Genomic DNA, 15,261 nt, shown 5'->3' on the forward strand with positions numbered 1-15,261 from the left:
ATGTCCATATCCCGCCGCACAGCCGCCCGTTCGGCCCGTATGCTCGGCGTCGCCGCCGCCTCCGCAGCCGTCGTGCTCTCCGCGTCCTCCAGCGCGCTCGCCTGCACCATCGCGGACTTCTCCGCCACCGCCTCCTGCGACGGCGACAAGGGCGTCATCACCGTCAAGGACATCGACGTCACCGGAGTCACCGCCACCGTCTCCGTGTACCTGGAGAACAACGGCAGCGACCTCCGCAAGGTCGGGAAGGACCAGAAGGTGAAGGGCAGCCTGACCGGCACGACCATCACCTTCGCCGAGGACTGGGCACCGAACTCCACGTACCGCGTCCACGTGACGGCCGGCGCTCTGGTGAACGAGGACATCTCCCCGAACCTCACCACCCCCTCGAAGGCGTGCAAGTCCGAGGAGTCCCCGTCCCCTTCGCCGTCCCCCTCTCGGTCGGAGTCCCCCAGCCCCTCCCCCTCCCCTTCCGGCTCCGCGTCCACCCCGCAGCCGTCGCCCTCCCCCAGCGACAGCGGCACCACGGTCACCCCGGTGGGCAACAACCCCACCCCTGCGGTCGGTGAGTCCCACCTCGCGGAGACCGGCGCGAACTCCAACACCGGTCTGATCGCCGGGATCGCCGTGGCCCTCGTCGTCATCGGCGGCGGCGCGATCTTCTTCGGCATGCGCAGGAAGGGCAGCAGCAACCGCTGACGTCCCGGGGTGAGCGCCGCACCCCCACGCGGCGCTCACCCCATCGTCGCCCGCTCCAGCCAGTACTCCAACACCTGTCGCTCGCCCAGGACTTCGACGGCGTCGAGCGGCAACCGCCGGTAGAACGCGAGCATCACGTCGGTGAGCGTCCCGCGCATGACGACGTCCGCCTTCTCGTGCGCCCGCCGCCACGCCACCCCGTCCGGCCCCCACTCCACGAACCACTCGGCGCCGGGCGTCTCTAGCCGGATGCTCCACGTCCGCTGCCCCACGAGTTCCTTCGCCCCCTGGTGGGGCATGTTGCGCTGCACCCACACGACGATCTCCAGCCACTCGTCGATCGCGTCGGCGGCCATCTCGGGTGCCACCTCGTACGGCACCCCGGCCGTGAACGCCGCGTCCGCACTGTGCACGGTCAGCTCGTGCGCCATCCGACGCGCCCAGAACCCGGTGTCCTGCCGCTCGGTCCAGGCCCACACCCGAGCCTCGGGTCCGGCCTCCCGCAACGCCCCGACGACCAGGTCTCCGGACTCACCGAGCCATGCGTCGAGCGGTTCTCCCGACACCTTCTCGATCGGCCGGAACTCCTGTACCCGGTCCCGCACTTGGACCGCCACCCAGCGCAGTTCACCCCCGACGTGCCACAGCAGTTCCCGCAGGGACCACTCGGGACACGTGGGGACGACGTCCCCCGGATCGGCCCCGGAGCGCACCACCTCCCGCAGCCCCTCGACCCGGAGTTCGATCTCGTCGCAGTACCGTTCGTGCGTGAGAAGCGTCACGCCCCTCACGATAGGGGCAGGACGACCACTTCCGCCGGATCGAACCCGGCCTCGACCCGCTCCCCCACCTCCGGCGCCTCCCGCAGCGCGACGGCCGCCTCCAGCCGGGGCCCGCCCCCCTCCGGCACGAGCTGCACAGCGACATGCGTCCCCTTGAACGTCCGCCCGGCGACCGTGCAGCGCATCCCCTCCGCCCCGATCCGCACCCCGGCCGACCGCACCAGCACATCCCGTTCCCCCTGCGCCGACCCGGCGGGCACCGGCACCTTCCCCCACGGCGTGAGCGCGACCTCCCCCTCGACGGTCGCGGGGACGACGTTCTCGAAGCCGAGGAACCTCGCGACGAACGCGTCGGCCGGCCGCTGCCACACCTCAAGTGCCGTGCCGGACTGGGCGATCCGCCCGTCCCGCATCACCACGACCCGGTCGGCGAGCGCGAACGCCTCCCCCTGGTCGTGCGTGACGGCGAGGACCGTCGTCCCCAACCGCCCGAACAGTTCCCGCAGTTCGACGACGAGCCGCTCCCGCAGCGAACGGTCCAGTTGACCGAGCGGCTCGTCCAGCATGAGGAGTCGAGGCCGTGGCGCGAGCGCCCGCGCCAGCGCCACCCGCTGCTGCTCGCCCCCGGACAGCGCACCGACGGCCCGCTTCCCGGCCCCGGGCAGCCCGACGAGTTCGAGCAACTCCCCGACCCGGCCCGCCTGTTCCCCCTTCGACGCCCCGTGCATCCGCAACCCGAAAGCCACGTTCCCGGCGACATCCCGCTGCGGGAACAACTGATGGTCCTGGAACATCAGCCCGACCTCCCGCCGATGCGCCGGCACCCCACCCTGATCCTTCCCCCCGAGCAACACCCGCCCGGCGTCGAGGGGTTGCAGCCCCGCCACCACCCGCAGCAGCGTCGACTTCCCGCTCCCGCTCGGCCCGAGCACACACACCACCTCGTGCTCGCCCACCTCCAGATCGACGGCGTCCAGCACGGCCCGCTCCCCGAACCGCACGGTCGCGCCTTCAAGCCGCAGCATCCTCAGAACTCCCCGCTCCGGTCGGTCCGCAGCCGCTCCAGCACCAGCAGGGCCACCGCGCACACCAGCATCAGAATCGTCGAAAGGGCCATCGCCTGCCCGTAGTTGAGTTCCCCGGCCCGGCCGAGGAGCCGCGCCACCGCGACCGGCAGAGTCGGGCTGTCGGGCCGTGCGATGAACACCGTCGCCCCGAACTCCCCGAGCGACACGGCGAACGCGAACCCGGCGGCGACGAGCAACGCCCGCCGTACGAGCGGCAGATCGACCTCCCGCCACACCCGCCACGGCGACGCCCCCAGCACGGCGGCGGCCTCCCTCAGCCGAGGGTCGACGGCCCGCAGCACCGGCAGCATCGTCCGCACCACGAACGGCACCCCCACCAGCGCCTGCGCGAGCGGCACCAGGATCCAGCTGCTTCGCAGGTCCAGCGGCGGCTCGTCCAGCGAGATCAGGAACCCGAACCCCACGGTCACCGCCGACACCCCGAGCGGCAGCATCAGCAGCGCGTCGAACCCGCGCACCAGCCGCCCCGCGTCCCGCCGGGCCAGCGCGGCGGCGGCGAGACCGCCGATCACCACCGCGATCCCGGTCGCGACGGCCGCGTACTGGAGGGAGTTGCCGATCGCGTCGATCGGCGGCACCAGGAAGACGTTGCCCTCGTCGGACACCAGCGCCCGGTAGTACGCGAAGTCCGTTCCGCCGAGGGACCGTTGGACCAGTACCGCCAGCGGCAGCACCAACAGCACCGCGATCGTCGTCAACACCCCGCCCAGCAGGGCCCATTGACCGACCCCGCGCGGCCTGCGGGCCGTCGTCGACGCGTCCACGAGCCGCAGCGCGCTCTCCCGGCGCCGCACGGTCCACGCGTGCACGGCGAGGATCGCGCCGACCGCGAGGAACTGAACGACCGTGAGGACAGCGGCCGTTGTGAGGTCGAAGATCTCGGACGTCTGCCGGTAGATCTCCACTTCGAGGGTCGAGAAGGTCGGCCCGCCGAGGATCTGTACGACCCCGAAGGAGGTGAACGTGAACAGGAACACCATCAGCGCGGCGGCGGCGACGGCGGGGCCGAGCGCAGGCAGGGACACCGTCGTGAACGCCCTCAGCCGCGACGCCCCCAGCATCCGCGCCGCCTCCTCCTGACGCGGGTCGAGCTGCGCCCAGAGCCCGCCGACCGTCCGTACGACGACCGCGTAGTTGAAGAAGACGTGCGCCAGCAGGATCGCCCACACGGTCGTGTCCAGGCGGACACCCCACAGCTCGTCGGTGAGCCCGCCCCGGCCGACGAGCGCCAGGAACGCCGTCCCGACGACGACCGTCGGCAGCACGAACGGGACGGTGACGACGGCGTGCAGGAGCCTGCGGCCCGGGAAGTCGAGGCGGGCGAAGACGTACGCGCCCGGCAGCGCGACCAGGAGCGTCAGGGCCGTCGAGGCGAGCGCCTGCCAGGCCGTGAACCACAGGACGTGCCGTACGTCCGACTGGGTGACGACGTCCCACAGGCGGCCGAGGTGCCAGGTGCCGTCCGCGTGCAGGCCGCGCAGCAGGATCGCGGCGACCGGGTAGGCGAAGAAGGTCCCGAAGAAGGCGAGCGGCAGGGCCATCAGGCCCAGCCGGACTACTTGAGGACGAGAGAGGCCCACGTCTTGACCCACTTGTCACGGTCGGCGGCGATCTTCGCCGGGGCCATGGTCTCGGGGGACTTCGCGGCGGGGCCGTACTTCGTGAACTCCGCCGGGACCGCCGCGCCCGTCAGCACCGGGTACACGAACATGTTCAGCGGCATGTCCTGCTGGAACTCCCTGCCGATCAGGAAGTCGATCAGCGCCTTGCCGCCGGCGGTGTTCTTCGCGTTGCTGAGCAGGCCCGCGAACTCGATCTGCCGGAAGCAGGTGCCGTCCACGATCCCGGTCGGCGCCTCCTTCGGCTTCGGCTCCGCGAAGATCACCTCGGCGGGCGGGGAGGACGCGTACGACACGACGAGCGGCCGGTCCCCCTTGGCCTTCTTCCCGCCGGCCGACCCGGAGAACACCGTGTTGTAGGCCTGGTCCCAGCCGTCGACGACCTCCACACCGTTCGCCTTCAGCTTCGTCCAGTAGTCCTGCCAGCCGTCGTCCCCGAACTTCGCGGCCGTCCCGAGCAGGAAGCCGAGGCCCGGGGAGGAGGTGGAGACGTTCTCGGTGACCAGCAGGTTCTTGTACTCCGGCTTGACGAGGTCGTCGTACGACGCCGGCGGGGTCAGCTTGTGGTCCGCGAAGTACTTCTTGTCGTAGTTGACGCAGATGTCGCCGTAGTCGATCGGCGTCACCCGGTGCTTGTCCGCGTCGAGCTGGTACGCCGTCCCGACCTGCGCCAGCCCCTTCGCCTCGTACGGCTGGAAGAGGCCGTTGTCGAGGGCGCGGGACAGGAGGGTGTTGTCGACGCCGAAGAAGACGTCGCCCTGGGGGTTGTCCTTGGTGAGGATCGCCTTGTTGACGGCCTGCCCGGCGTCGCCGTCCGTCAGCACCTTGACCTTGTACCCGGAGGCCTTCTCGAAGTCGGCGAGGACGGGCTTGGAGACGGCCCAGGAGCTGTGGCTGACGAGGGTGACGGTCTTGCCACCAGAGCCGGAGCCGGTCTGATCATCGGACGATGATGACGACCCGCACGCGGACAGCGCGACCATGCCCAGGCCCACGACAACAGCGAAACACTTCTTCACGGTGATGACCGAACTTCCTACCCAGAATGACCTGGGCGAGGTTCAGAGGGTCTGCGGCCTGTGCACCGCACTCTCAGCGCTGTCGCGCTCCCCTGTCGGATATATGGACGTACGACCAGCAGCTTACCGTTCGGTGGCGGCGAGCTGACCGCACGCCCCGTCGATCTCCTGCCCCCGGGTGTCCCGGACGGTGACCGGCACGCCGTGCGCCGCGATCGCCTCCACGAACGCCTTCTCGTCCTCGGGCCGCGACGCGGTCCACTTCGAGCCCGGCGTCGGGTTCAGCGGGATCAGGTTGACGTGCACCGGCTTGCCGCGCAGCAGCCGTCCGAGCCGGTCACCTCGCCACGCCTGGTCGTTGATGTCCCGGATCAGCGCGTACTCGATGGACAGCCTGCGGCCCGACTTCTGGACGTACTCGAACCCGGCGTCCAGGACCTCACGGACCTTCCAGCGGGTGTTGACGGGGACGAGGGTGTCGCGCAGCTCGTCGTCCGGGGCGTGCAGGGAGATCGCGAGGCGGCACTTGAAGCCCTCGTCCGCGAACCGGTGGATCGCCGAGACCAGACCGACGGTCGAGACGGTGATCCCGCGCTGCGAGAGGCCGAGCCCGTCGGGGTTCGGGTCGGTCAGGGCGCGGATGGCACCGACGACCCGCTTGTAGTTGGCGAGCGGCTCGCCCATGCCCATGAAGACGATGTTGGACAGCCGCGCGGGCCCACCGGGCACCTCGCCGTCCCGCAGCGCGCGCATCCCGTCGACGATCTGGTGCACGATCTCGGCGGTCGACAGGTTCCGGTCCAGGCCCGCCTGCCCCGTCGCGCAGAACGGGCAGTTCATCCCGCACCCGGCCTGCGAGCTGATGCACATGGTGACCCGGTCCGGGTACCGCATCAGCACGGACTCGACGAGCGTCCCGTCGAACATCCGCCACAGCGTCTTGCGGGTCGTCCCCTCATCGGTGGACAGATGCCGCACCACGGTCATCAGCTCGGGAAGCAACGCCCCCCGCAGCTTCTCCCGCGCCCCCGCCGGAATGTCCGTCCACTCCGCCGGATCATGCGCATACCGAGCGAAGTAGTGCTGCGACAACTGCTTCGCGCGAAACGGCTTCTCCCCGATCTCCGCGACAGCCTCTTTCCGCTCGGCGGGCGAGAGGTCGGCAAGGTGCCGCGGCGGCTTCTGGGCTCCGCGGGGGGCGACGAAAGTAAGTTCTCCGGGCTTAGGCATAACCCCTCCAGTGTCGCAGACTCGGAAGAGTGCCTCAGCTCGTGAAGAGTGCCTCAGCTCTAGAAGAGGTCGAGGGCCTGGCCGAAGACGCCGACGGCATACCGCTTGGTCCGATGCCACCCCCGGCAGAACCGCTTCACCCGGCGCCGCCCGTCCTGCACGACCGGCTCCCCGCACCACCCGCACGGCAGCGCCCCGTAGAGCCTGCCGTCCTTCCCCCGCCTGGCAATCATGCGCGCACCCTACGCAAAGAGCCCCCACCCGAGAAGGGCGAGGGCTCAGGGCGCCGAACCGATCAGCCGGAGCCGACGAACAGCACCAGCAACGACCACACCACCGGCGCCGTCGGAAGCAGCGAGTCCAGCCGGTCCATGATGCCGCCGTGGCCCGGCAGCAGCGTCCCCATGTCCTTGATGCCGAGGTCCCTCTTGATCATGGACTCGCCGAGGTCGCCCAGCGTGGCGCTGGCGGCGACGGCGAGGCCGAGCAGGAGGCCCTGCCACCAGGTGCCGTCGGTGATGACGTACTGCATGAGGAGCGCGCCGGCGGCCATCGCGAAGGCGATCGCACCGAAGAGCCCCTCACGGGTCTTGCCGGGGCTGATCCGGGGGGCGAGCTTGCGCTTGCCGAACCGCCAGCCGACGGCGTACGCACCGGTGTCGCTGACGATCGTCAGCACCAGGAAGACCAGCACACGCCGGTGCCCGTCCTCGGCGGTCAGCATCAGCGCGACGAACGTGGCCAGGAACGGCACGTAGAACGCGGCGAAGACCCCGGCCGTGACGTCCTTGAGGTATCCCTCGGGAGGCTCCGTCATCCGCCAGACCAGCACCGCGAGAGCCGTGAGCGCCATGGCGACCCAGGCCCCCTCGGGCCCGCGCACATACCCGGCGACGACCATCGCGGCCCCGCCGACGGCGAGCGGCACCAGCGGCGCCTTGATCTGCTTGCGCTCCTGGAGCCGGCTCGTCAGCTCCCACAGGCCGACGACGACGGCGACCGCTATCACCCCGACGAACACGGCCTTGACGATGAACAGCGAGGCGACGATCACCGCCCCGAGCCCGATCCCGACCCCTATGGCCGCGCCCAGGTCACGCCCCGCGCTCTTCTTCGGCGGTGCGGACTGCGGCGTCGGCTGCCGCTCGTCGGCCATGGGCTCCGGTTTCTGCGGCACCGCCGCCTGGGGCTGCGCCGACGGGATCTCGTCGCGGAACAGGGGACCACCGCCCGCTGCGGCAGCCCCCCAGTCGTCATCCTGGTCTCCGCCATGAGCGGGTACGTCGGGCACGATGGGCATGGGGCGAGTCTGCTGCGCCTGCGGCGCATCGTACGCGGGACCCGCCGGAGCGCCCCCCCAATACCCGGCCTGTCCGGCCTGCGGCGGCGCCCCCCAGGGAGAGTCGTTCATCAGACTTCGAGCAGCTCCGCTTCTTTGTGCTTGAGCAGCTCGTCCACCTGGGCGACGTACTTCGCCGTGGTGTCGTCGAGTTCCTTCTCGGCGCGGCGCACGTCGTCCTCGCCGCTCTCCTTGTCCTTGACGAGCTTGTCGAGGGCGTCCTTGGCCTTGCGGCGGATGGAGCGGATCGACACCTTGGAGTCCTCGGCCTTGCCGCGGGCCACCTTGATGTAGTCGCGGCGGCGCTCCTCGGTCAGCTCCGGGAAGTTGACGCGGATGATGTTGCCGTCGTTGCTGGGGTTGACGCCCAGGTCCGAGTCGCGGATCGCCTGCTCGATGTTGCGCAGGGCGGTCTTGTCGAACGGGGTCACGACGGCCATGCGCGGCTCCGGGACGGAGAACGAGGCCAGCTGGTTGATCGGCGTCGGCGCACCGTAGTACTCGGCCACGATCTTGTTGAACATCGCCGGGTGCGCACGCCCGGTGCGGATCGCGGCGAAGTCCTCCTTGGCGACCACGACGGCCTTCTCCATCTTCTCCTCGGCTTCGAGGAGGGTCTCTTCGATCACCACTTGCTCCTGCGTGTCTTGAGTAGGCCCGGCTGCGGTTCCCTGTCGGTGGCGGCGGCCGGCTGCGTCGCGTCTTCTTCCTGCACGGTTCCCGACCGGCAGGACATTGTCCATCCCCCGGTCAGGCCCGGGTGTCCTGGTCACCCACCAGCGTGCCGATCTTCTCACCCTTGACGGCGCGCGCGATATTGCCCTCGGCCAGCAGCTCGAAGACGAGGATCGGCAGCTTGTTGTCACGGCACAGCGTGATCGCGGTGGCGTCGGCGACCTTGAGGTCGCGCGTGATGACGTCGGCGTAGCCGAGCGCGTCGTACTTCACCGCGTCCGGGTTGGTCTTCGGGTCGGAGTCGTAGACGCCGTCGACGCCGTTCTTGCCCATGAGGAGCGCCTCGGCGTCGATCTCCAGGGCTCGCTGGGCGGCGGTGGTGTCGGTGGAGAAGTAGGGCATGCCCATGCCCGCGCCGAAGATGACGACGCGGCCCTTCTCCAGGTGGCGCACGGCACGCAGCGGGATGTAGGGCTCGGCGACCTGTCCCATGGTGATGGCGGTCTGCACCCGGGAGTCGATGCCCTCCTTCTCCAGGAAGTCCTGGAGGGCGAGGCAGTTCATGACGGTGCCGAGCATGCCCATGTAGTCCGAGCGGGCCCGGTCCATGCCGCGGACCTGGAGCTCGGCGCCCCGGAAGAAGTTGCCGCCGCCGATGACGACGGCGATCTCGGCGCCGTCCCGGACGACGGCCGCGATCTCCCGGGCGATCTTGTGCACCACGTCGGGGTCCACACCCAGCCCGCCGCCGCCGGCGAACGCCTCGCCGGACAGCTTCAGCATGAACCGGCCGCGTACCTTGCCGTCGTCGCTCTTCTGAGTGGTGGTCATGGGTGTTCCCGCCTCTTTCACGTGGTGCACATACCGCACATACGAAGAAGGCCATTGCCGGTGGGGTGTGTTCGCAACCCGTGCGCGGCAATGGCCTCCTCGTCAGATCTGCTGTAGTCCGTGACGTGCGTCCGACTTTATAGCGGCCGGGCGCCTGTCGAGGTACGGACTCAGATGCCGACCTTGATGCGCGTGAAGCGCTTCAGGGTGACACCGGCCTCGTCCAGGACCTTCTGGACGGACTTCTTGTTGTCCAGCGCGTAGGGCTGGCCGAGCAGCGTGGCGTCCTTGAAGAAGCCGTTCACGCGACCCTCGACGATCTTGGCGATCGCGGCCTCGGGCTTGCCCTCGGCGCGGGTGGTCTCCTCGGCGATACGACGCTCCGACTCGACGATCTCAGCCGGAATCTCTTCCTTGGTGAGGTACTTCGGCGCGAAGGCGGCGATGTGCTGGGCGACGCCCTTGGCGACCTCGGCGTTCGGCTTGTCCAGCTCGACGAGGACACCGATCTGCGGGGGCAGGTCGGGCATCGTGCGGTGCATGTACGCGAGGACGAAGCCGTCGTTGTACTGCGCGAAGCGGTCGAGGACGATCTTCTCGCCGAGGTTGGCGTTGGCCTCGTCGACGAACGCCTGGACGGTCTTGCCGGCCTCGATCTCGGAGCCGAGGAGGGCGTCGAGGTCGGCCGGGGAGGTGGCGACGACGTGCTCGGCGATCTGCTGGGCGACGGCCTGGAACTTCTCGCCCTTGGCGACGAAGTCCGTCTCGCACTTCAGCTCGACGAGGACGCCGGTGCTGTTGTCGTCCGCGATGATCGAGACCACGGCGCCGTTCTCGGCGGAGCGGCCCTCGCGCTTGGCGACGCCCTTCTGGCCCTTGATACGGAGCGCCTCGACGGCCTTCTCGACGTTGCCCTCGGCCTCGTCCAGCGCCTTCTTGCAGTCCATCATGCCGGCGCCGGTGAGCTCGCGGAGCTTCTTGACGTCGGCGGCGGTGTAGTTCGCCATGAGTCTGTAAGTCTTTCTAGAAGTCTGGAAGATCTACCCGATCAACGGCCCACATGTAGCTGCGGGCCGCGACCTATGGGTGAACGGCGGGGGCGACACGGGTGTCGTCGCCCCCGCCGTCAACGCTGACGGTGGCGGATCAGGCCTGCTCGGCCTCGGCGGCGGGCGCCTCGGCGACCGGAGCCTCCTCGACGACCGGAGCGGCCTCGGCGGCCGGAGCCTCTTCAGCGACGACCTCGGCGGCGGGGGCCTCGTCGGCCTTCTTCTCGCCCTCAAGCAGGTCGCGCTCCCACGCGGCGAGCGGCTCGGCGGCCTTCTCGCCCTTGTCACCGGTGTTGACGCCGGAGCGGGAGATGAGGCCCTCGGCGACGGCGTCGGCGATGACGCGGGTGAGCAGGGTGACGGAGCGGATCGCGTCGTCGTTGCCCGGGATCTTGTAGTCGACCTCGTCGGGGTCGCAGTTGGTGTCGAGGATGGCGACGACCGGGATGTTCAGCTTCCGGGCCTCGCCGACCGCGATGTGCTCCTTCTTGGTGTCCACGATCCAGACGGCGCTGGGCACCTTGGACATCTCGCGGATACCGCCGAGGGTCTTCTCCAGCTTGGCCTTCTCGCGCGAGAGCACGAGGAGTTCCTTCTTGGTGAGGCCGGACGCGGCGACGTCCTCGAAGTCGATGAGCTCAAGCTCCTTCAGACGCTGAAGGCGCTTGTAGACGGTGGAGAAGTTGGTGAGCATGCCGCCCAGCCAGCGCTGGTTGACGTAGGGCATGCCGACGCGGGTCGCCTGCTCGGCGATCGCTTCCTGCGCCTGCTTCTTCGTGCCGACGAACATGACCGTGCCGCCGTGGGCGACGGTCTCCTTGACGAACTCGTAGGCGCGGTCGATGTACGACAGCGACTGGAGCAGGTCGATGATGTAGATGCCGTTGCGCTCGGTGAAGATGAAGCGCTTCATCTTCGGGTTCCAGCGACGGGTCTGGTGACCGAAGTGGACGCCGCTCTCCAGCAGCTCCCGCATCGTGACGACGGCCATGGCCGCACTCCTAGTTTTCTCGGTTGTGCCGCGGAAACCGGACGGTCTCCACGCCTGACGCCCGCGATGCGCCCAGCCGCGAAGGACCGAGGGACGCGAAGTACGGACCGTTTCCGGCCCCGTACCGGGGCGTGCGAAGTCGACCCGGTGACCCGGATCGCCGGTAAAAGTGTACGGGACGCGTACACCCCCGGATGACGCCGCTGTCCACAACCCGGGAGTACTCCACAGGGGTGAGCGCGTGAAGGGCGCGTGAACCCACACTCGCCGCATGGTCAAAGCCCTCTGCGCCCTGCTGCTCCTGCTCCCCGCCTCGGCCGGCTGGCCGATCACCCCGCACCCCCCGGTGCTGCGCCCCTACGACCCGCCCCCGACGCCCTACGCGAGGGGCCACCGGGGCGTGGACCTGGCGGCCCCGCCGGGCACCCCGGTACGCGCGGTCGCCCCCGGCCGGGTGGCCTTCGCGGGCACGGTGGCGGGCCGGGGCGTCGTCACTCTGTCGCTGGACTCGGACCCCGGGCTGCGTACGACGTACGAGCCGGTACGCCCCGCCGTCGCCGAGGGGGACGCGGTGACGGCGGGCGAGGTGATCGGGGAGGTGGCACCCGACGGCGCCCACTGCGCGGTGCCCTGCCTGCACTGGGGCCTGAAGCGGGGCGGGGCCTACCTCGACCCCCTCACGCTCCTCCCGCGGCCCCCGTCGCGCCTTCTCCCGTACCTGGACCTCCCAGCACCCCCCGCAGCACCATCCCCACCGCGGCCTCCACAACGGCCGTAGGCTCCTCGACCCCCAGCTCGACCCTGCGGACGGCGGCGTCCACCACGCCCTGCACCAGCATCGCCGCGAGCCGCGGCTCCTCGTGCCCCAGCTCCGCCAGCGCCTCGACGATCATCGCGACGAGCCCGCCGTGCGCGGCCCGGATCTTCTCCCGGGCCCCCGCGTCCAGCTCGCTGGCGGAGATGGCGACGACGGCGCGGTGCCGCCGGTCCCCGACGAGTCCGAGCTGCTGACGGACGTACGCCTCGACCTTGGCCGCACCCCCCTCGACCGCCGCCATGGCCTTTTCGACCTCGGCGGCCCACACGGGGAAGTCGACCGCGCAGAGCTCCTCGACGACGGCCGCGCGGGAGCGGAAGTACTCGTACACCGAGGACCGCGCGAGCCCGGTCCGCTCGGCGAGCGCCGGGAACGTCAGGGCCTCGGTACCGCCTTCGGACAGCAGGGAGCGGGCCGCGTCCAGCAGGGCGGCTCGCTGCATCGACCGGTGCTCGGCCACGGAGGCCGCTCGAATCCTTGGCACACGTCCACTGTACGGACGCCGCGCCGGGCACGGGAGTCCCGGCCTCAGCGCCCGAAGGCGGCCAGCTTCGCGCGCAACTGGAGCACCGACTTCGTGTGGATCTGGCTGACCCGGCTCTCGGTCACCCCGAGGACGTTGCCGATCTCCGCGAGCGTGAGGCCCTCGTAGTAGTACAGCGTCACGACGGTCTTCTCACGGTCCGGCAGCGTGTTGATCGCCCGCGCCAGGAACCGCCGCAGCTCCCGGTCCTCCGCGATCTCCACGGGGTTGTCGGCGGCGTGGTCCTCCAGCGTGTCCACGAAGCTGAGCCCGTCGCCGTTCTCGCTCCCGACGTGCAGCAGTTCGTCCAGCGCGACGACGTTGGCCAGCGACAGCTGGCTGAACACGGCGTGCAGGTCCTCGACGGCGATCCCCAGCTCCGCCGCGACCTCCTGCTCGCTGGGTGTGCGCCGCAGCCGCGCCTCCAGCGTCGCGTACGCCCGCTCGACGTTGCGCGCCTTCTGCCGCACCGAGCGCGGAATCCAGTCCAGCGCCCGGAGTTCGTCGATCATGGCGCCGCGGATCCGGGTGATCGCGTACGTCTCGAACTTGATCTCCCGGCCGACGTCGAACTTCTCGATCGCGTCGATCAGCCCGAAGATCCCGGACGACACGAAGTCCGCCTGCTCGACGTTGGGCGGCAGTCCCACGCTCACCCGGCCCGCCACGTATTTCACGAGGGGTGAGTAGTGCAGGATCAACTGCTCCCGCAGCCGTTCGTCCCCCGTCTCCTTGTACGACCGCCACAGCTCGTCGAGTGTCGAGGGAGCGGGCGGCCGCACGCTGCCACCGTCACGGGCGGCTGGGGGGACAGCCGTCCGGTCGGACCCGGAGGTGTGCTGGGGCATTCGTCGCCTTGTGCCGTTCTGCCGTGAGTACGTGAGGTAGGAGTGCCTACGGCCGGTCTGTGCCGGAATCCTCGTGAGCGTAGCGTGACAAAGCAGTCGCGGTGCGCGAAGAGCAGGGCCCGGCAGGTGCGCAGATACGTTCACTCCGCCGTCCCGCAGGGCCCGGCTCGGTACTCGTGTGATCTGTCGCGTTCGTCAACTGCCGGAATTCCCAAGGGGTTACGCGTTCCCTCGGACGGCCGAACCGCGCACCTCACCGGCCGCCGCGATCACCGCGAACGGACATCACCGCCTGGCGTGTCAACTTCCAGCTCTCGCCGTGTCGTTCGACGTACCCGAGTGCCCGCAGTTCGTACAGCCGGACGACGGTGTCGTCCCTGGTGGTGAGAGCGGCCCGCGCGATCTCCGCGACGCCGGCCGCGCGGCCCCCCGGCAGCGCGTCCAGCACCTGCCGCGCACCCGGCTCCAGCAGATCCCGGGGCAGCACGGCCCCCCGCCGCTCCACCCCCAGCTCCCCCATCTCCCCCACCAGCTCGACGACATCGCCGGCGTCGGTCACCACCGACCCGCCCCCGCGCAGCAGTTCATGCACCCCGGCGGACAACGCGCTGGTCACCGGCCCAGGCACACCCATGGTGTGCCGCCCGAGCCGCAGCGCCGCCCGCGCGGTCACCAACGACCCGCTGCGCACCGCCGCCTCCACGACGACGGTCCCCCGCGTCAGCGCGGCGATCACCCGGTTCCGCAGCACGAACCGGGTGGGCGTCGGATGCGCTCCCGGCGGCAACTCCCCCACCACCAGTCCCTGTTCGGCGATCCGCCCGATCAACTGGGCATGCCCTTTGGGATACACCTGATCCACCCCGCAGGCCAGCACCGCGACGGTCGCCCCACCCGCCCCCAACGCCCCCCGATGCGCGGCCCCGTCCACCCCATAAGCACCCCCGGACACCACCACCCACCCCCGCTCGGCCAGCCCCGCCCCGAGCGAACTCCCCACATGGGCCCCGTACTCGGTACACGCCCGAGCCCCCACCACAGCCACCGACCTGAGCGCCCACACCCTGAGATTCGCCCGCCCCCGCACCCACAACCCCAACGGCCGCCCGTCCCCCAGCTCGTCCAGCGCCCCCGGCCACTCAACCTCCCCAGGCCCCACGAACCGAGCCCCCACCCCCCGAGCCACCTCCAGATCCCGCTCCCCGTCAGCCTCCTGCGCCCGACCCCGCATCCCCTCCCACTTCCGCCCACTGACCCCTTGGGGCCCACCCCCGCCCCACTTCACCCACCGAGCCGCCTCCACAGCCCCCACCTCTCGAACCCACCGGCCCCCGACCTCGTCCCCGGGCTCGACGACCCGCCCGAGAAAGACCCGCGCGATCCGCTCTTCCTCCGTCATGCACCCTCCCTCCGAGAGGGGCCGCGCACCGGGATGCGCGGCCCGACCCCATGTCTCAGGTCAACGCGCCGATCGCCATCGGCACCCCGCGCGGAACCCCGGTCCGCAGTTGGAGGGCGAGGGCGACGTCGGTCGCGTCGGGGCGGTCGTGGCCGACCAGGTCGGCGACCGTCCAGGCGACCCGCAGGACGCGGTCCACGCCCCGCGCGGTGAGGACACCGCGTTCGAGACCCCGCTCGGCCTCGTCCATCGCGCCGGTCACCGCGTGCCAGCGGCTGCGCAGCTCCCGGCCGGGGATCTCGCTGTTGGTCCGCCAGGGGGTACCGGCGAGCCGGGCCGCCGCGCGCTCCCG

At 70.5% G+C, this 15,261-nt stretch carries 17 protein-coding genes; 2 read left to right on the plus strand and 15 right to left on the minus strand.

The features are described 5' to 3' along the window. Positions 1-699, plus strand: coding sequence for an LAETG motif-containing sortase-dependent surface protein (locus tag ACVNF4_RS05385; protein ID WP_461801493.1), 699 nt, complete (start codon positions 1-3; stop codon positions 697-699). A 35-nt stretch (positions 700-734) separates the two neighbouring features. Here the strand turns inward: ACVNF4_RS05385 and ACVNF4_RS05390 are convergent, their stop codons facing one another. The 11 genes from ACVNF4_RS05390 to rpsB form a co-directional block, all read right to left on the minus strand. Further along, entirely contained in the window at positions 735-1,481 is a 747-nt protein-coding gene (locus ACVNF4_RS05390) for a maleylpyruvate isomerase family mycothiol-dependent enzyme (protein WP_461801494.1), read from the minus strand. A 5-nt stretch (positions 1,482-1,486) separates the two neighbouring features. Next, positions 1,487-2,506 carry an ABC transporter ATP-binding protein gene (locus ACVNF4_RS05395; RefSeq protein ID WP_461801495.1) on the minus strand — a complete coding sequence of 340 codons (1,020 nt, stop codon included), beginning with the start codon at positions 2,504-2,506 and terminating at the stop codon, positions 1,487-1,489. Positions 2,507-2,508: 2 nt separating this feature from the next. Then, positions 2,509-4,110 (minus strand): ABC transporter permease, encoded by a 1,602-nt coding sequence (locus tag ACVNF4_RS05400; protein ID WP_461801496.1) that lies wholly within the window; start codon positions 4,108-4,110, stop codon positions 2,509-2,511. Between the two features lie 14 nt (positions 4,111-4,124). Then, the gene (locus ACVNF4_RS05405; protein ID WP_461801510.1) at positions 4,125-5,171 is read right to left on the minus strand and encodes a thiamine ABC transporter substrate-binding protein; all 1,047 of its coding nucleotides are present in this window, start codon (positions 5,169-5,171) and stop codon (positions 4,125-4,127) included. 159 nt (positions 5,172-5,330) lie between these two features. After that, a complete protein-coding gene (gene rlmN, locus ACVNF4_RS05410; protein ID WP_461801497.1) occupies positions 5,331-6,437 on the minus strand; it encodes a dual-specificity RNA methyltransferase RlmN in 1,107 nt (368 codons plus the stop codon). 59 nt (positions 6,438-6,496) lie between these two features. Further along, positions 6,497-6,670: a hypothetical protein gene (locus ACVNF4_RS05415; protein ID WP_461801498.1), complete on the minus strand. Its 174-nt coding sequence runs from the start codon at positions 6,668-6,670 to the stop codon at positions 6,497-6,499. A 62-nt stretch (positions 6,671-6,732) separates the two neighbouring features. Further along, positions 6,733-7,848, minus strand: coding sequence for a phosphatidate cytidylyltransferase (locus tag ACVNF4_RS05420; RefSeq protein ID WP_461801499.1), 1,116 nt, complete (start codon positions 7,846-7,848; stop codon positions 6,733-6,735). Continuing rightward, a complete protein-coding gene (gene frr, locus ACVNF4_RS05425; RefSeq protein WP_461801500.1) occupies positions 7,848-8,405 on the minus strand; it encodes a ribosome recycling factor in 558 nt (185 codons plus the stop codon). The genes ACVNF4_RS05420 and frr overlap by 1 nt, the downstream gene beginning before the upstream one ends. Positions 8,406-8,526: 121 nt before the next feature. Then, positions 8,527-9,282, minus strand: a complete 756-nt coding sequence (gene pyrH / locus ACVNF4_RS05430) for a UMP kinase (RefSeq protein ID WP_461801501.1) — start codon at positions 9,280-9,282, stop codon at positions 8,527-8,529. 170 nt (positions 9,283-9,452) lie between these two features. Next, entirely contained in the window at positions 9,453-10,289 is an 837-nt protein-coding gene (gene tsf, locus ACVNF4_RS05435) for a translation elongation factor Ts (protein WP_461801502.1), read from the minus strand. Between the two features lie 139 nt (positions 10,290-10,428). Continuing rightward, a complete protein-coding gene (gene rpsB / locus ACVNF4_RS05440) occupies positions 10,429-11,322 on the minus strand; it encodes a 30S ribosomal protein S2 (protein ID WP_461801503.1) in 894 nt (297 codons plus the stop codon). 271 nt (positions 11,323-11,593) lie between these two features. Here rpsB and ACVNF4_RS05445 point away from each other — a divergent pair, with 271 nt between their 5' ends. After that, a complete protein-coding gene (locus ACVNF4_RS05445) occupies positions 11,594-12,100 on the plus strand; it encodes a murein hydrolase activator EnvC family protein (protein WP_461801504.1) in 507 nt (168 codons plus the stop codon). Here ACVNF4_RS05445 and ACVNF4_RS05450 read toward each other — a convergent pair. From ACVNF4_RS05450 to ACVNF4_RS05465, 4 genes are all read right to left on the minus strand, one after another. Continuing rightward, the gene (locus ACVNF4_RS05450) at positions 12,000-12,599 is read right to left on the minus strand and encodes a TetR/AcrR family transcriptional regulator (RefSeq protein WP_461801511.1); all 600 of its coding nucleotides are present in this window, start codon (positions 12,597-12,599) and stop codon (positions 12,000-12,002) included. The genes ACVNF4_RS05445 and ACVNF4_RS05450 overlap by 101 nt on opposite strands. A 68-nt stretch (positions 12,600-12,667) precedes the next feature. Further along, positions 12,668-13,510, minus strand: a complete 843-nt coding sequence (gene whiG, locus ACVNF4_RS05455; RefSeq protein WP_461801505.1) for an RNA polymerase sigma factor WhiG — start codon at positions 13,508-13,510, stop codon at positions 12,668-12,670. Positions 13,511-13,763: 253 nt separating this feature from the next. Continuing rightward, the gene (dprA, locus tag ACVNF4_RS05460) at positions 13,764-14,909 is read right to left on the minus strand and encodes a DNA-processing protein DprA (protein WP_461801506.1); all 1,146 of its coding nucleotides are present in this window, start codon (positions 14,907-14,909) and stop codon (positions 13,764-13,766) included. A 55-nt stretch (positions 14,910-14,964) separates the two neighbouring features. Continuing rightward, positions 14,965-15,261 (minus strand): magnesium chelatase subunit ChlI family protein (locus ACVNF4_RS05465; RefSeq protein ID WP_461801507.1); only part of this gene is annotated, 297 nt, incomplete at its 5' end.

It is taken from the genome of Streptomyces sp. S6, assembly GCF_054880855.1.